Annotated in this window: 13 protein-coding genes, 1 tRNA gene and 1 pseudogene; 4 read left to right on the plus strand and 11 right to left on the minus strand. The window is 64.4% G+C overall.

Annotation, left to right across the window (positions count from 1 at the left end; translation table 11 throughout):
- From kdpB to AB4Z42_RS24710, 6 genes are all read right to left on the minus strand, one after another.
- Positions 1-2,157 carry a potassium-transporting ATPase subunit KdpB gene (gene kdpB, locus AB4Z42_RS24685; protein WP_442011860.1) on the minus strand — a complete coding sequence of 719 codons (2,157 nt, stop codon included), beginning with the start codon at positions 2,155-2,157 and terminating at the stop codon, positions 1-3.
- Between the two features lies 1 nt (position 2,158).
- On the minus strand, positions 2,159-3,841 hold the full coding sequence (gene kdpA, locus AB4Z42_RS24690; RefSeq protein WP_442011861.1) for a potassium-transporting ATPase subunit KdpA: 1,683 nt from the start codon (positions 3,839-3,841) through the stop codon (positions 2,159-2,161).
- Positions 3,841-3,942: a K(+)-transporting ATPase subunit F gene (gene kdpF, locus AB4Z42_RS24695; RefSeq protein WP_442011862.1), complete on the minus strand. Its 102-nt coding sequence runs from the start codon at positions 3,940-3,942 to the stop codon at positions 3,841-3,843. Before kdpF ends, kdpA begins: the two co-directional genes overlap by 1 nt.
- 126 nt (positions 3,943-4,068) lie before the next feature.
- Positions 4,069-5,022: a DMT family transporter gene (locus tag AB4Z42_RS24700; protein WP_442011863.1), complete on the minus strand. Its 954-nt coding sequence runs from the start codon at positions 5,020-5,022 to the stop codon at positions 4,069-4,071.
- Positions 5,023-5,172: a hypothetical protein gene (locus AB4Z42_RS24705; RefSeq protein ID WP_442011864.1), complete on the minus strand. Its 150-nt coding sequence runs from the start codon at positions 5,170-5,172 to the stop codon at positions 5,023-5,025.
- 177 nt (positions 5,173-5,349) lie between these two features.
- Positions 5,350-6,000 (minus strand): hypothetical protein, encoded by a 651-nt coding sequence (locus tag AB4Z42_RS24710; RefSeq protein WP_442011865.1) that lies wholly within the window; start codon positions 5,998-6,000, stop codon positions 5,350-5,352.
- A gap of 99 nt (positions 6,001-6,099) precedes the next feature.
- Here AB4Z42_RS24710 and AB4Z42_RS24715 point away from each other — a divergent pair, with 99 nt between their 5' ends.
- Both AB4Z42_RS24715 and AB4Z42_RS24720 read left to right on the plus strand, forming a co-directional pair.
- Positions 6,100-6,870, plus strand: a complete 771-nt coding sequence (locus tag AB4Z42_RS24715) for a hypothetical protein (RefSeq protein WP_442011866.1) — start codon at positions 6,100-6,102, stop codon at positions 6,868-6,870.
- Between the two features lie 155 nt (positions 6,871-7,025).
- Positions 7,026-7,102 (plus strand) — tRNA-Leu (locus AB4Z42_RS24720).
- Positions 7,103-7,166: 64 nt separating this feature from the next.
- On the opposite strand, the gene AB4Z42_RS24725 is transcribed toward AB4Z42_RS24720, so the two are convergent.
- The 3 genes from AB4Z42_RS24725 to AB4Z42_RS24735 form a co-directional block, all read right to left on the minus strand.
- On the minus strand, positions 7,167-9,530 hold the full coding sequence (locus AB4Z42_RS24725) for a putative bifunctional diguanylate cyclase/phosphodiesterase (RefSeq protein ID WP_442011867.1): 2,364 nt from the start codon (positions 9,528-9,530) through the stop codon (positions 7,167-7,169).
- A gap of 241 nt (positions 9,531-9,771) precedes the next feature.
- Positions 9,772-10,566: a bestrophin-like domain gene (locus AB4Z42_RS24730; RefSeq protein WP_442011868.1), complete on the minus strand. Its 795-nt coding sequence runs from the start codon at positions 10,564-10,566 to the stop codon at positions 9,772-9,774.
- Positions 10,567-10,869: 303 nt separating this feature from the next.
- A complete protein-coding gene (locus tag AB4Z42_RS24735) occupies positions 10,870-12,579 on the minus strand; it encodes an amidohydrolase (RefSeq protein WP_442011869.1) in 1,710 nt (569 codons plus the stop codon).
- Between the two features lie 311 nt (positions 12,580-12,890).
- Here AB4Z42_RS24735 and AB4Z42_RS24740 point away from each other — a divergent pair, with 311 nt between their 5' ends.
- Positions 12,891-13,256 (plus strand): hypothetical protein, encoded by a 366-nt coding sequence (locus tag AB4Z42_RS24740; RefSeq protein ID WP_442011870.1) that lies wholly within the window; start codon positions 12,891-12,893, stop codon positions 13,254-13,256.
- 21 nt (positions 13,257-13,277) lie between these two features.
- Here AB4Z42_RS24740 and AB4Z42_RS24745 read toward each other — a convergent pair whose 3' ends face one another.
- Both AB4Z42_RS24745 and AB4Z42_RS24750 read right to left on the minus strand, forming a co-directional pair.
- A complete protein-coding gene (locus AB4Z42_RS24745; protein ID WP_442011871.1) occupies positions 13,278-14,579 on the minus strand; it encodes a hypothetical protein in 1,302 nt (433 codons plus the stop codon).
- A gap of 144 nt (positions 14,580-14,723) precedes the next feature.
- Positions 14,724-16,250, minus strand: coding sequence for a hypothetical protein (locus tag AB4Z42_RS24750; RefSeq protein ID WP_442011872.1), 1,527 nt, complete (start codon positions 16,248-16,250; stop codon positions 14,724-14,726).
- A 58-nt stretch (positions 16,251-16,308) separates the two neighbouring features.
- Here AB4Z42_RS24750 and AB4Z42_RS24755 point away from each other — a divergent pair.
- A pseudogene (locus AB4Z42_RS24755) lies at positions 16,309-16,646 on the plus strand (hypothetical protein); the annotation flags it as partial.

The raw sequence follows: 16,646 nt of genomic DNA on the forward strand, positions 1-16,646 counted from the left end.
TCACATTCCGGGAAAGAGTTGGATGATCAGATCGATCAGCTTGATACCGATGAACGGCGCGATGATTCCTCCGAGGCCGTAGATGTAGAGGTTGCGGCTCAACAACTTCGACGCGCTGGCCGGCGTATACCGAACTCCCCGCAGCGACAGCGGGATCAGCGCGATGATGACCAACGCGTTGAAGATCACCGCCGACAGGATCGCCGACTGCGGGCTGTGCAGCCGCATGATGTTCAGCAGATCCAAGCCAGGGAACAGCGCCACGAACAGCGCCGGGATGATCGCGAAGTACTTCGCGATGTCATTGGCGATCGAGAAGGTCGTCAACGCACCTCTCGTGATGAGCAGCTGCTTGCCGATCTCGACGATCTCGATGAGTTTGGTCGGGTCGGAATCGAGGTCGACCATGTTGCCTGCCTCTTTGGCCGCTGAGGTGCCGCTGTTCATCGCGACGCCGACGTCTGCCTGCGCGAGCGCGGGCGCATCGTTGGTGCCGTCGCCGGTCATCGCGACGAGCTTGCCGCCCGCCTGCTCCTTCTTGATCAACGCCATCTTGTCTTCCGGCGTGGCCTCGGCGAGGAAGTCGTCGACACCGGCCTCGTCGGCAATGGCCTTGGCAGTCAATGGGTTGTCGCCGGTGATCATCACCGTGCGGATGCCCATGCGGCGCATCTCGTCGAAGCGTCCCCGCATACCTTGTTTGACGACGTCCTTGAGGTGGATGACGCCGAGGACCTCGGCTTCCTTTGAATCGGAGCCGTCGACTACCTGGCCGACGACCAGTGGGGTGCCACCGGCGGCGGATATGCCGTCGACGATGTCACCGAGTTGCGTCGGCACCGCGCCGCCCTGCGAGCGCACCCATTCGGCGACCGTGCTCGCCGCGCCCTTGCGCAGCATGTGGCCATTCAGATCGACACCGGACATCCTTGTCGTCGCACTGAATTCGATCCATGTCGCGTGCGCCAGTTCGCCTTGTGTTCGTGCGCGCAGACCGTATTCCCGCTTCGCGAACACGACGATCGACCGCCCTTCCGGCGTTTCGTCGGCGAGGCTGGACAGTTGCGCGGCGTCGGCGAGCGCGTCGGCGGTAATCCCGTCGACGGGCACGAAGGCCGCGGCCTGGCGGTTGCCCAGCGTGATGGTGCCGGTCTTGTCGAGCAGGAGGGTGTTGACATCGCCGGCCGCTTCCACCGCGCGCCCCGACATGGCCAGCACATTGCGCTGCACCAAGCGATCCATGCCGGCGATGCCGATGGCCGACAACAACGCGCCGATCGTGGTCGGGATGAGGCAGACCAGCAGTGCCACCATCACGATGCCGCTGACGCCGTTCCCGTTGAGTGCCAACGAATCCGCAACACCGGGGTTGTTGATCTTGGAGTAGATCGCCAACGGCTGCAGGGTCGCGACGGCGAAGACGAAGATGATCGTCAGCGACGCCAGCAGGATGTTCAGCGCGATCTCGTTGGGCGTCTTCTGGCGGTTGGCGCCCTCGACGAGAGCAATCATCCGGTCGATGAAGCTCTCACCAGGCTTCTGGGTGATCTTGACGACGATGCGGTCGGAGAGCACGGTGGTGCCGCCGGTGACTGCCGAGCGGTCGCCGCCGGACTCCCGGATCACCGGTGCCGATTCTCCGGTGATCGCCGACTCATCCACCGAGGCAATGCCTTCCACGACATCGCCGTCACCCGGGATGGGCTGGCCGGCCTCGACCACCACGATGTCGCCCTGTTGCAGCAGCGGCGCGGCGACCTGTTCTTCACGTCCCGGCGTTCCTGGCGCCCAGCCAACGAGACGGCGCGCCATGGTGGCCGTCTTGGTCTTGCGCAACGACTCCGCCTGCGCCTTGCCGCGGCCCTCAGCGACAGCCTCCGCCAGGTTCGCGAAGATGACCGTGAGCCACAGCCAGACCACGATCAGCCATGCGAACCACGACGGTTCGGTGATCGCGAGAATCGTGCTCCACACGGCGCCGATCTCGACGATGAACATGACCGGGTTGCGCCACAGCGTGCGCGGGTCGAGCTTGCGCAGCGCATCGGGCATCGACTTCCACAGCATCTTCGGGTCGAGCAGACCGCCCTGAACACGACTCGGCGCGTCCTGCTTGGGCTGTGTAGGTGCAGCAGGGTCGATGGTGGGTGCAGGCATTTCAGTGGATTCCTTCAGCGAGAGGTCCCAGCGCGAGCATGGGAAGGAAGGTCAATGCGACCAGGATCAACGTCACACCGGCGACCATGCCGACGAACTGCGGCCGGTGCGTCGGCAGCGTGCCGACGGAGTCGGGCGTCTTGCCCTGTTTTGCCAATGAACCGGCGAGTGCCAGCACGAAGATGATCGGCAGGAAGCGGCCGAACACCATGGCCAAACCGAGTGCGGTGTTGTACCAATCGGTGTTGACAGAGATACCCGCGAACGCCGAGCCATTGTTGTTGCCGGCGGACGTGAACGCGTACAGCACTTCTGACAGCCCGTGCGGCCCGGTGTTCAGCATGCTCGCCCTTTGGCCCGGCATGGCCATAGCGACTGCGCTGCCTGTGAGCACGATCAGCGGTGTGATGAGGAAATAGGTTGCCGCGAGCTTGATCTCACGCGGGGTGATCTTCTTGCCGAGGTACTCCGGCGTACGGCCGACCATCAGCCCCGCGACGAATACGGTGATGATCGCCAGCACCAGCATGCCGTAGAGGCCCGAACCGACGCCGCCAGGTGCGACCTCGCCGAGCTGCATGTTGAACAGCGCCATCATGCCGCCGAGGCTGGTGTAGGAGTCGTGGAACGAGTCGACCGCGCCGGTCGACGTCAGCGTCGTCAGGTCGGCGAACACCGCGGAATCCGGTACGCCGAAACGCTGTTCGACGCCTTCCATCGCCGAACCGACGGCGGTCGGGACGGTTCCGTGTGCCTGCACCTGGAAGGTCATCATCAGCGTCATGCTGATCGCCGCGATCACGGACATCACCGCGACGATCGCTAGTCCTTGATTGCGGCCCTTCGTGCCGCTGCCGACCGCGCGGCCAAAGGTGCGCGGCAGCGAGAACGCGATACAGGACAGCAGGAAGATCTCGACCCAGTTGGTCCACGCGGTCGGATTCTCGAAGGGATGCGCGGAGTTGGCGTTGAAGAATCCGCCGCCATTGGTGCCCAGCAGCTTGATGGCTTCCTGGCTGGCGACCGGGCCACCGGTGATTGTCTGTTGTCCGCCCGTCAGCGTGTTGGCGACCAGGGTGTGCACGTCCCAGTTCTGGATGGTGCCGCCGATGATAAGGATCAGCGCACCGATCACCGAGAGCGGCAACAGGATTCGAATGGCGCCGCGAACGAGGTCGACCCAGAAGTTGCCGAGTTCGCTGGTGTTGCGCCGCGCCAGTCCCCGAACAAACGCCATCGCCACGGCCATGCCGACCGCCGCGGAGACGAAGTTCTGCACCGCCAGGCCGGCCATCTGCACCAGGTGGCCTTGCGTCGACTCACCCGAATAGGCCTGCCAGTTGGTGTTGGTCACGAAGCTGACGGCCGTGTTCCAGGCCAGCGCCGGGGTCATCGGGGTGCCGGGATCGTTGAGGTGCAACGGCAGCTTGCCCTGTACCAGTTGGAGGACGAACAGGAACAGCACGCTGATCGCCGAGAACGCGAGCACACTGCGGGCGTAGGCACCCCAGGTCTGTTCGGCCTTGGGGTCGGCGCCGATCAGCCGGTAGACGATGCGCTCTCCGCGCAGGTGCCTTTCGGTCGAGTAGACCCGGTACATGTAGTCGCCCAACGGCACGTGGACGACCGCGAGGCCGATGATGAGGGAGGCGAGGAAGAGTATCCCCGCGGTGGTGGTACTCACTAGAACCTCTCGGGGAAGAGGAGGGCGGCGAAGAGGAAGACCGCGATGAGGACTGCGAGCACGAGGCCGATGACGTTGACGATCACAGTCCCTCGACCCACCTCTGAACGAGGCCGAGGACGGCGAAGACCGCCACCGTCAACGCGATGTACACCAGGACGGACATGACACTCCGGGTCGTTTACGGGCCGCCGGATTTCGGCGTCCTGTAATAGGATCGCCGCAGATCAGGGCGTCAGTGCCGGCCTTAACGGTTTCTTGACGGCGGGGCGTTGGTCCTTGACGGTTTCCTTCCGGCCGACGGCAGGCGCCTGGGACTTCTTGCGGATTGCGATGATCCCGCCCCCGATCACCATCACGATGCCAAGGACGACGAGCAGCGTGGGCGCGTGATCCCAGAGGAACCAGTCGATCAAGGCTGTGAAGACGATGACGGTGTAGACGAACGGCCCGAGCTTGACGGCCGACGCGTAGCGATAGGCGAGGACGATGAACGCCTGGCTGATCAGTAGCACGACTGCGATTCCGACCATGTAGGCGGATCCGCGGAGCCCGAACGGCCGCCAATCGACGATGGCGAACGGTGTGCACAACACGGTCGAAATTCCGAAGTAGTAGAACAGAATTCGCGATGTGGGCTCGGTGGCTCCCAGTCGGCGAACCGAGATGCAGGCGACAGCGAGACACAGAGCGCCGGCCAACGCGATGAGCGCGCCGATGTTGAACGCCTGGTGGTGCGGCTGCAACACCAGGACTACCCCGATGAAGCCGACGACGGCGCCGACCCACGTCGCCCGGGGCGCTTGTTCACGGAAGAACATCCAGGCGATCAGAGGCATCCATAGCGGAGCGCTGAACGTCAACAGGGTGGCATTCGTCAACGGCATCATCGTGATGGCGACGAATAGGGCGTACCAGGCGGCAGTGCCGGTTGCTGCCCGCAGGATATGCAGACCTGTCCTGTCGGTCTTCAGTGACGGCCAGCCTCCGCGCAGCGCGAACGGGAGTATGAGCAGAAAGCAGATGAGGTTCTGGAAAAGCAGGATGACCGCCGCCGACGTCAGCGCCTCGGTTGCCTTCACCATCGCGCTCATCACCGCGGTGCCGAAGAACGACAGCGAGCTGAGCACCGCGCCCAGAATCAGGTTCTCGGGCAGGTGGACCGCACCGGCGGTGGACATCTAGCTGACGGCCTTGAGCTGGCCGACGCTCGCAACGGCGGTGTCGGGAGTGGCGGCCTGCGCCGAAGTACCGGTCGGCGAGCTGGAAGCAAACATCACGCCCGGGTTCGCGATGCGGCCCTCGACGGCACCGATGGCGCTGCAGATCACGATGTTCGTGAAAGTGCTGATGGCTTCATGGCTTCGGCCGTCCGCTGCAGGTGCCCAAATTGCGGGTCTGGACCTTCATAGTGCAAAGGTATGGCCGAAGAGAAGGCCTGGTCATGGGGCGAAAGATGCGTTTCTGAGCCCGCGGGTGGGGCGAATGATGCAGAGGGTCGCGCGCGATCAGGAGCGCCCGAACCGCCGCTTGGGCTTCTTGGGTGGCGGGTAGGGATCCTGAACCCAGGCGTCCCACGTCGCTTCGGAGTCCCCTTGGACAGGGCTGTTGCTGACATGGCGACCGAGGATTACGACTTCCGTTGTCGACCAACGTATTAGCGTGCCATCACCGCCGATCTGCTGTGCGAGAAGCACACGCTCATCGGATTCCAGCCGGTCGCTGAACGCCTGCATGGTGTTTTTGAGACGGAAGTAGGGGACGTCCCCGTCGAATTCGCGGCAGAGTTTCACCAGTTCTCGCCGTGCATGGTCGAGGAGGGTCGTCGGCTCCGGCTCCGGCTCGGCCGGTTCAGCGGGCTTGCCGCCCAGCTCCGGCGGTACCTCGGCGGGTTTCTCGGTCTCGGGGTACTTGGCGCGCAGCGCCTCGAGTTCCGCAGTGGCTGCTATGGCTCTCTCACGCCACCATTCGACGTGGTAAAGAACCAGTTTGCCTTCGCAATCCGGACAGATTGCGTCTGCACTGCCTGCTTGGGTCAGCGTGGTCGCATCGGTGACCTTTGCTCCGCAGAGTGCATAGTTCTCGCGACTGACGAGGTAGTCCGCGTGGTGCACCACCGAAGCGGATGTCTCCCGTATGTAGCTGTGGGGTGGCTCCACATAGGCGAACATAGCCGACCGTGTCCGGATCGTTGCGTAAAGGTTGCACCGTTTCCAGTCAAGAGACCGCTAGGGCACGGGCTCCGCACAGGTTCTCCGGTGATCCTCGATGAGATGACGCTCTCGATGGACCTTCTGACACGCTCTGACGAAGCCGCGCGGCCGAAAGCTCAACGGCTTGCGCCGGCTGACGAAGCTGTCGTTTTGCGCCGCTGCGCGCAGTACCGCGACGGCTTCAAGGGTGCCGGCGTCAGTTTCCCGGCCGCATTGCTTCGATTCACCACGGTGCGGGACTGGATACAACGCCAGCGGGTGGCGGTCGACGTCACCACCGACGGTGAGCTCGCCCAGGCCGTGGTGGCGGGTACTGATCCGGGGCGCATCGTCGTGCATTCGCGTGAGGGTGCGGGGGAGCCGACCCGTCGAGCCGTCAATGTCGAAGCGGCGCGGTTCGTGGTGAGCTCGAGTCAGCATGTTTCCAGGCTTGCCGCGCACACCGAGCGACGGCAGCAGGTTCTCGTTGACGCGACCGCCGACGCCGTCGGAGATCTCGCGTCGGATGTGTTGGCGCACAAAGAACTCGACCTCGTTGGGGTGCACTGTCGCTTGGAGCCGGGCGACGTTGTCGGCGCACTGACGCTCAGCCGGGCGATCGGCGAGATGTCCTGGATCCGGCGCCGCTACGGCGTGCTGGTCACTCAGATCAGCCTCGCCAATCTCGATGTCGGTCAGCGCTGTGAGCGCTGGATCCTGCGGCGCGTCACGGGCGCGATCTCCGAAGTGATCGACGACGCCTGCGCGCGGCACCGTTTCCCGCGGCCGGCACTCACCTTGGCGCCGTCGCGTGGCGCGCTTTTGTTGGGCCACTAGCGGCCCCCTCGACTAACGAGAGAGCGCCCGCTGCCCGATGGGGCAGCGGGCGTCGCGTCATTAGGTCAGGCGATCTCGAATCGGCGCTCGGTCCGCGCCTCACCTCGGCGTCGTGGGTGCCGGTCGTAAACTCAGGCGCGGCGCGCGACGGGCGGGCCCCCATAGCCCAATTGGCAGAGGCAGCGGACTTAAAATCCGCCCAGTCTGGGTTCGAGTCCCAGTGGGGGCACCAAAACCTGCGTCGCTTCGCGACGTCATCGCCCGGAGGGGCTGTGACGCCGCCGTTACGGCCATCCCTAATGCCCGTCGGAGGGCGCGCGCGCAGCCAGTGTTGCCGCCCACTCGGCTATCCGGGGGTGCTGCTCCGACATCATGCGTGGCAGTTGGTCGGCCGTCGCGGGCGGGCTGAAATGGAAGCCCTGCGCGGCGTCGCAGCCGTAGCTGATGAGCAAGTCCTCGGTCGCCGCGTTTTCGACTCCTTCGGCGACGCACACCATGCCCAGTTCCCGTGTCAACTCCACGACTTTGCGGACGATGATCGCCGCGCGCGGATCCTCCGAGATCGGTGCGATCAGTTGCTTGTCCAACTTGAGCTCGTCGATGGGCAGCTGGCGCAGGTAATCCAAAGCCGAATAGCCGCTTCCGAAGTCATCGATGGCCACTTTAATACCGAAGTCGTGCAACCGAATCAGTACCTCACGTGCTCGCTCCGGGTTGCTAAGCACCAGGTCCTCGGTGATCTCCAGGGTCACGTGATCGAACGGGAGATGCCGGTCGGCCATCACCCCGGCGACCGTCGACGCCAGGCTGAGCTTGCTCAGCGACGGTGGAAACACGTTGATGGCGAACGGAACTGCGAATCCGAGCGCGTGCCACACGACGGCGTCGTCGGCCGCTCGGTTCAGCACCTGCTCGGTCAACGCTCCCATCAACCCGTTCTGCCGGGCGATCGGGAGGAACTGGTCCGGCATCAGCTTGCCCAACCGTGGGTGCGGCCAGCGCACCAAAGCCTCCACCCCGATGATCCGCCCGGTGGCCAAGTGATACTTCGGCTGATACTCGGTCGACAGCGCGCCGTCGCCGATGGCGGTGCGCAATTCACTCAGCAGCCGCATGCCACCCACGCGCGCGTCTTGAGCGCCGGAACTGCACGTCTCTCCAACCTCGTCGGCGTCGACCAGCTTCATGTCCGCGGTGAACGTCGCGACTCCACCCGTGCCAGAGCGCTTGGCCGAATACATCGCCACGTCGGCCTGCTTGAGCAGTTCCTCTGACGTAAAGCCTGCGGTGACGTTCCGGTTCAGCTCGGCGAGTCCGGCGCTTGGCCGCACGGCGATCGGCTGTTCGTCGACCACAAATTCCGTGTCGAAGGCCTCCAGGATCCGCTCGGCCGCAGCCAAGGTCGGTTCGGTGCCGCCTTCCAGCAGTACGGCGAACTCGTCGCCGCCGAGTCGTGCGACCGTGTCGCCGGTACGCACGCTGCGCCGTAGTCGGTCCGCGACCTCGATCAGCACTGCGTCGCCCGCGGGATGGCCCAGGCTGTCGTTGACCAGTTTGAAGTCGTCCAGATCCAACGACAGCACGGCCACGTCGCGACCGTCGCGGGCGTGCATTGCCACCGCGTGAGCCAGCCGGTCTCCGAACAGCACTCGGTTGGCCAACGACGTCAACGGATCGCGCAGCGCCTGATCGGTGACCTTCGCCAGCAGCCGCCTATTTTCAATGACGAACAGCATCTGCCGCACCAACACCGTCGCCGTCAACAGCAGCAACGCTGCAAGTATCGGGCCGGTGTCCTTGCCGCCCAACAGGTACCACAGGCTGGGGATGACCGCGATGAGCAGCGGCACGTACGGCACCCACATCGCCACGAGCGTTGCTTCGCGCGGATCGACGACGCGCCACGGCGCCCGCGCGGCCACCAGCGCGGCCGCTGCCATCAACATCAACCCGGTCGCCCACAGGATGTCGATGAAGTTGCCGCTCAGGTAAGCGCCATTGGCGCTCAGGTACAGAAACACGCTGTCGGCGATCGCAACTGCCGCGATGCCGGTAGCCAGCAGACTGATAGTGAGTCGTTGGCCCGGCCCGGCCCGCGCCAGCATGAGCGCCGCCATGGTGAACAACGCCAAGTCGGCCAGCGGGTAAAACAACGACAGCCCGAACGAGAACAGATCGGCTCCACCCGCCGCTACGACGTCGTCCAGGCCCGAGACCCACGCGAGTGCGAAGAACGACACCGCCAGTAGCTGCCCGTCGAGGAACAACCGGGCGAGCGTGGCGCCGGCGTTGCCGGTCGGCAACATCACCAGGACGACGATCATGCAGACGTAGAACAACAGGTAGCCCAGGTCGGCCAGTGACGGGAACGGCACCTCGACGTCGAGGACCAACTCGTAAATCGCCCAGATCGCGTCGCCCACGAACCAGCTGGCCAACCCAGCTGCCATTGCCACCCACGCCATGCGCTGCCGGCCTGAGGTTGACCCGATGGCCAGCACGACGCAGACGACGGCCAAGGCCTCGACCACGAGGGAGCCCAGATCGCTCACCACGATGAGCACGCGGGGGCCACCCCAGCCGAACGCCAGCCACAACGCGTAGCCGAGGACGTAGGTCACGCCGATCCACGCGCCCAGCGGAACCCTCGGTCGGTTCACGTAAACCCCCAGGTAGCGGGACTGGCCAACGATAATAGGGGGCATCCAATCACACTGACAGAGCCGGTTTGCCAAGATTCCGGCAGAACCGGCAGAACCGGCGGTCCGCGCCGTCCAGGTCGCTCCGTGGCGCTAGAGCCGCAGTGGCCGAGGCCATCCTCGACGAGACCGCTCGTCGGGCGTTGATATCGAGCGACCAACGAAGGATGCCGAACACCGCGACCCGTGTATGCGTTGGCGACTACCCCGGGGCGGCCGACAGGACCTGGATAACCGCGTTGAGCGGCTCCGGAGACGTTGCGGTGTCGCCGATGTACGGGTGGGCAAGTTCCAAGACGAGGAACAGGTCGGTGGCTAGCAGCACGCCCACGACCACGACCAACGCGTAATGAATGGCGGGTTTCTCGACACCGTAAACGATGACGCAGGCAAGGACCAGCCCGGTGAGCAAGAAGAAGACTATCCACATCGACACCGGCATGCCGCTGTTGGTGCTGGCTCGGATTATCCGGTCTGTGCGTGCCTGACTGATCGTGTTCAGGGAGTCGAAAGACGTAGCGAGGAGCGTCTTTTGGGTGTCGGTACGCGGCTGAACTTCCCCGTATGCGGTTCGCAGGTGCTGCAACGCTTCGCCGGCCGCAGGGTACGAGCGGCCATCGGCGGCCAGCGGCCACTCTGTTACCGCCGCGCGTTCATAGTCCAACAGCGCCTGGCGGATTCGATCGCTGTCGGCCGCGTCGAACACGGTGAGGTCGTTGGCCATCGCTACCGCCGTCGTGCCCTCGGCTCGCATCGCGTCGTCCGCAGTATTGGTCACACCCCACAACGCGTTAACGATGAAACCTGTGAAGAACGCGTACACGAATCCGACGAACATGAAGGCGAACTGTGTCACCTCGCTGCGTTCGTCCCCCCTGAGCCCGGGGAACCGCCGCCGAACAAATGTCAGCGCGAGCGCTGCTCCGCCTGCGATGAGGAGGTTGAGTCCGAGCAATAGCAGCCACGACGGGACGTTGCTCACTATCCAACCACTCACAACCACGCTCCTCCCGAGCGGCGCGCCCGAAACCCCAGGCGAGAGACACAGAGTTAGGCCGGGCATCGATACGCGGCGGCTTTTCACTGTAGGCGCAAGTCCGCGGCACGACGCAAACTTCGTCCACATTCGTAACGACCAACTCGTCCAGGATTGATCCGTCTTCGACCTTGAACGGCCTCTCTGACGGCAACGGGCAGCGGTGCAGAAAAGTAGGCGATGTAAGGCGGATTTAGTTGTGCCACAAATGGAAGCGGCGCAAGCGCAGCGAAGCATTGGCGAATGTCGCGCTGGGCCGTCGACTTATCGCGCGTAGACCTGCTCACCTCCCACGAACGTCATGTCGACAGTAGTTTCAGCAATCTGATCTGATGGGCGGTCGAACGGATCACGTTCCAGGACAACGAGATCTGCCAACGCTCCGACCTCCACCCGACCCGTGTCGTCGAGGTGGTTGGCCCTTGCCGATCCCATCGTGTACGCAGTGACCGCTTCGGTCAGACTCAACCGTTCGCCCGGAAGGAAGACCGGCGCGTCGGAGCCGTGAAGGACTCGGTTGACCGCGACGTGGATGCCCTCCAGCGGGTTGGCGCTACTCACCGGCCAGTCGCTGCCCGCAGAGAGTGAGGCGCCGCTGCGCAACAGCGACCCGAATGGGTACTGCAAGCGGGTGCGCTGCTCGCCCAGGAACGGAATCGTCAGATCGTCCATCTGCGGCTCGTGGGCCGCCCACAGCGGTTGGATGTTCGCCATCGCGCCGAGCGCGGAGAACCGAGGAATGTCATTGGGATGCACGATCTGTACATGCGCCAGTTGCGGTCGGGTGTCATTGTGGCCGTTGGCCTGACGGGCGGCGTCAACCGCGTCCAGCGCGTTGCGCACCGCGTGGTCACCCAAGGCATGGAAGTGGCACTGAAACCCAAGCCGGTCCAGTTCTGTCACATACTTGGGCAATTCAGTGGGGTCGATGAAACTGGTGCCGCGGTTGGACGTCACACAGCCACACGTGCCGAAGTAGGGCGCTAGCAAGGCGGCAGTCGCCGTCTCAACTACCCCGTCGAGCATCAGTTTGACGCTATGCGCCCGAAAGCGCCCGCAGCTCAACGCCTCCCGTTGGGCCACCAAGGCGTCGATCTGTTCCGCACCCTGGTCGCGGTCCCACCACAGCGCCCCGACGACTCGGGCTGTCAACTGCCCGTTCCGGGCGGCGGTTGCGTAGGCATCGGAGATATCACCGCTGCCGAGATAGTCGCCCACTATGGCGTCCTGCCAGGCAGTGATTCCGAGTGCGTGCAAGTACTGCTGCGCGTACAGCAGTGCGGCCAGCCGATCGGCAGTCGTGCCTGGCGGGGTCAGTCGCCCGACCATCTCCATGGCGCTCTCCTGCAGCGACCCGTTCGGCTCGCCGTCGGCGTCGTGATCGATGCGCCCACCGGCAGGGTCGGGCGTGTGGCGGTCGATTCCCGCCAGCGCCAGCGCGCGACTGTTGACCCACGCCCCGTGGTGGTCGCGGTTGACCAGGTACACCGGCCGATCGCCGACGACACCGTCGAGCAGATCCTTGGTCGGCATTCCGCCGGTGAACGCCTCCATCGACCATCCGCCGCCCTGGATCCAGTCAATGTCGAGGTGAGATTCGGCGTAGACACGAACGGCGTCGAGGGTGTCCTTCGCCGTCTTCGTTCCGGTGAGATCGCACTGCATCATCTCGGTGGCAGCGAAAATGGGATGGACGTGCGCGTCTTGAAATCCGGGTAGCAGGAGCCGGCCGCCGAGGTCGATCACGTCGGTCGTCGGCCCGACGAGGTCGTCGAGATCGTCATGGCCCACCGCGACAATGCGCTCACCGGCGACCGCCACCGAGGTCGCGGTTCGGCCCCGGGGCGTCAGGACACGCCCGCGTCGAAAGAGGGTTTCGGCGTGCATGAGTGCCTCCCATGCGGCTGCCGGAAATCCCATGCGCGCCGCCGCCAGCGCCGCCACCTGAATTGACGTGCGGTGACTATCGGACATTTTGCCCACTCGCGCACCGCCAGGCCGGACATTTGGCGAGGTCGTCGCTGGATGCGCGCCGCCTCGCCAAGACGACGTCTGCGTCATCGCGGCGCGCATTCGGAGCACCGGTAGCTCACACGATCTGTCGTCCTCGGGATCCTGTCGGGTTCGCGCTGGATCGAGGTCGGCGAACGGGCCCTGCAGCGACGTCTCGCTGGGCTACGGTTCGGATATCGCTTTGATATGGCGACCGTTGAGGGGGAAGTGTGGAAGTTTGCGCGTTCGCGCCATCATTGAATGTCGTCAACAATGATGGCGGTGGAGTCGATGTGCGTGGCTTCCCGATGACCAGTTGCAACGTCGACAGCTTTCCCGCGCGAATCATGATTTCGCTCGTCTTGGCTGTCTACACGCAGGGCGGCACTGACTACGACCCGGAACGGTTCATCGTCGCCAAATCGCCGCAGGGTGAAACAGTCGGCGAGTTGGTATGCCAGTGGCATTGGCCTGACAACCCGGGCTCTCCTGTCAAATTCCGCGTCTTCGCCCACCAGCTGCCGCTCCAGTTGTCATCCACGGGGCTCTACACGATCGGGTTCTACGAGAGCCGCCACCAAGTGGAGACTCCACATCAGTTCCCGATGCCGGTACTCAAGACCAATCCGTTCCGGGCCCCGTCCGCTCAGCCCATGTAACTGAGCGGACGGCCCGATCCACTACGGCGTCGTTTTCCGCCGCCTGCTTGCCAGCAGGAACACGATCCCACCGATCACCACCACGCCGGCGACAGCGCCGACGATGACCACCGGCTTGACCCACGACTTCTTCGCCGGCGCCGCGGTCTCCTCGCTACTGGTCAGCTGGATCTGATAGCCAGGCACCGGACCTTCTGCCGGTTTGGTGAGCCCGGGCAGCTGATTGGTACTGGTGACCTCGAACACGCGCTCGCCGCCGCTGGTCTTGCTCCACGTTCCCCACACGGGGGTCTCTTCGTCGAGCAGGACGCGGTGTCCACCAACCGACGGATCGTCGCCGAGGTCGGCCAGGGTCTTGACTCGGAACGGCTTCGACAACTTGTCGTTGTACTTGAGCTGGACGAGTACATTCTTCAAAGTCGTGAGGGGCGCGGGCTTTGCAGGCGGCGGCTGACCGGGGGCCGGCTTGAAACCGCCGCCGGAGAAGCTCCCGGTGGAGACCGTCACCGGCTTACCGGAGGGATCCTTGTTCACCGCGGTGAAGTTGTAGACACCGGCGTCAGGAGCCGTGAGCACCCCCCGCCCCATCGGCGGGACCTCGAAGATGCGGGTGGCATCGTCGTACCAGTAATACATTTCCAGCGGCGTGCTGTACGGATTCGTGAAGACCGGCCGATACCAGTCGTCGTAACCGGTCCACGACGAATTCCACTGCGTCACACCACTGCTCCAGCTCGACGACGTGGTGGTGCTCGTGCTGCTTTCGAACGACTCGAGCGTCTCGGTGACCTCGCTGACTTCGCTCTCCGACGCGGTCGTCGATTCGACGTCCAGCACTTCGGCGCTCTGCGCCTGGTCGAAAGCCTCCTGAGGCGCCTCGGCGACATTGGGTTCGGGGGAGTCGGCGTCGACGGCCGGGTCGGTGACGTTCGAGTCGGGGTCACCCGGGTTGCCCTCGCCCGCCGGTTCGTCCGGCCCTCCGGTGGAGCCCGGCTCGTCGGCCCCGCCGCCACCGGGAGCCTCGCCACCGGGAGCCTCGCCACCGGGAGCCTCGCCACCGGGAGCCTCGCCACCAGGAGCGGGTTCGTCCGCGCCGGGGCCGGGTTCGTCTGCGCCGCCTGCCGGCTCGCCAGGATCCGGAGCACTGGGCTCATCGGCCGGCTGGTCGGAGGACCCGGAGTCGCCCGACTCTGACGAGCCACCGTCGTCGTAGGGGTCGGCCAGGGCGGGCGCGGCGACACCCAGCCACACAGTCGCTGTGACTACGACCGACGACAAGGCGAGGGCGCTCCGCCGGTAAACGGTGATCCGATCTTCGTTCATGTGATCCTCCTGTGTGGCCGGCCGGCCGGCGCGGCGCGGACGAGAGTTGAGAGTGAATAGCTTTGTGGTGCAACAATAATGGCGGCCGAACCATCGGTTCCTCCCGTCAGCCAAGGTGCGGGAGGAACCGGCGATCAGCTGTCCCTACCCGACGCCGACGAGGACGGTCGAACCAGAAAAGTTGGTCGATGTCACTCCCGACGCCGACGTGTTCGGCACCTTGAGCGTCGCAATGACTGTTTCGTAGTTGTCGGACTGCCACGCCCTCATGAAGGTGTTCAGGTCGACCTTCGTGCCTGCCGCGAGGCCGGTGTCGTTGAGGTAGACGACTCTTTCGTCGAAGTCGACGCCGGTGACGACAATCTGATGGTCTGCGGAGGCGATGGTGGGTAGCGGTTGGTTTGCGACGGAGTTCCAGATGGTTGAACCTTGAACGCCGACCGACACGGCCTTTCCATCCCGCAGCGCGAACGCCAAGGCTCGCAGCGCGAGGTTGCCCTCCGACTTGTCGTATTTCGTGAGGTCGGCCGAAACACCGTACATATCAAGGAGTTTGAGACCATCTTTGATGTCCACACGGTCTTCGGTAGTTTTCCGTTCGCCGTTCTCGTCTAAGACGTATTGGCCGTTCGCGTCCAGTTCGTATAGGCCCTTGTACATCTTCTCGTCCGGGTCGGCAACGCTCTGAGTTTCTGTTGCCAGCTGGGCGATGGCCTCTTCATTGGGATCGGGAACCGGGGTCTCTTTGAGCTGGTTGATGACCATCGCCATGGACTGCAAAACGCAGTTCTCGGCCTTCTGCGTCTGGTGGTACTGCTTGTTCGCTTCCGGGTCGCCGTACAAGCCGGTGAAGTGAACCGGGGTGGTGAACCAGTCCGAGATGCCCTGAATGAACTGTGTGATCCCGAAGGAGATGTAGTTGACGAATTCAGTCACCACGACGGCTGCGGTGTTGACGAGTTCGGAGACCACGAACGCCGCGCTGTTGAGGAGCGCCCCGACTGGATCCGTGGACGCCATCTGCTCGTTGAACGCCTGAACTCGGGCGGCCTGTGCTTCGTTGAACGCCCCGATCCGCTGGGCTTGCGCCTTCTGGAACGCCGCGGTCCGTTCGGCCGAGGTGAGAGCGACCGTCAGGTCATCGGGCACCTCCCATGAGGGTGGTGGCGGTGCAGCCTGCACCGTTGCTGCCAGGGTGACAGATCCCGAGTTGAAGCCCTTCTCGAGGTCGCGGCGCACCTGGTCCAGTGAGCCCAGCATGACTCCGGGCAGCGGTGGTGTGATGGGTCCATTGGTCGACAAGTCAACGTCTAGCAGCTGGCCGGATTCCAGATCGATCGATGTCAGCGACGGCACGGGATCACCCGAAGCCCCGGCGTCTTGCGAATTCAGGCTCGACGGCGGCAGGTCGACAATCAGCGTCGAGGTGCCCGTATCGGTGACTGTCTCATCGTTGGCGTCAGTGCCCGAGACCGTGAGGTCCGTCGCGCCCAGGCCGCTGGTGTCCGCGCCGCCGTGGACGGTGCTCGTCCCGCCGAATGTGGACACGGCGAGGTTGTTGTCCTGTGGTGCCGACGAGTCGGAGTCCTGCAGGTCCGATCGGTGGTTGTTCGTATCCCGCTGCGCCTCGTCGTCGAGCACGACCGGAAGGGTGTCCACCGAACTATCCACTGGCCCAGTCGAATTCGTCGACGGATCATCAGTCTCGTCCACATCGTTCGCCGAACCGGTGGCGGAACCCGTGGTACCTGTCACCGAGGATTCGCCGGGTCGTGTGGTCGACGGATCCGAGCCGACAGTCGAGACCGGGCTCGAACCCGAGGTGGTCGAACCGGAGGGACTGCCGCTCGACCCCGACTCCGTGCCGGTGGTCGTCGACCCCGACGATGTGGTCGTCGACCCCGAAGATGAGGCCGATGAGTCTGTCGATGAGTTCGTCGACCCGGGGGATGAGTTCGACGATTCAGATGAGCTCGATGACGAGTCTGAATCGTTCGGTGCGGCGAATGCCGCTCCCATCCCTCCGGTGCCGACCAACCCCACTACGCCGAGCGAAAAGGCGAGGGA

It is taken from the genome of Mycobacterium sp. 2YAF39, from assembly GCF_052114565.1.
GTDB lineage: Bacteria > Actinomycetota > Actinomycetes > Mycobacteriales > Mycobacteriaceae > Mycobacterium.

Bases quoted from the DNA above. Each gene is read 5' to 3' on its own strand.
- kdpB (WP_442011860.1), bottom strand. From the start codon at position 2,157: ATGCCTGCACCCACCATCGACCCTGCTGCACCTACACAGCCCAAGCAG.
- AB4Z42_RS24700 (WP_442011863.1), bottom strand. From the start codon at position 5,022: ATGTCCACCGCCGGTGCGGTCCACCTGCCCGAGAACCTGATTCTGGGC.
- AB4Z42_RS24735 (WP_442011869.1), bottom strand. From the start codon at position 12,579: ATGTCCGATAGTCACCGCACGTCAATTCAGGTGGCGGCGCTGGCGGCG.
- AB4Z42_RS24745 (WP_442011871.1), bottom strand. From the start codon at position 14,579: ATGAACGAAGATCGGATCACCGTTTACCGGCGGAGCGCCCTCGCCTTG.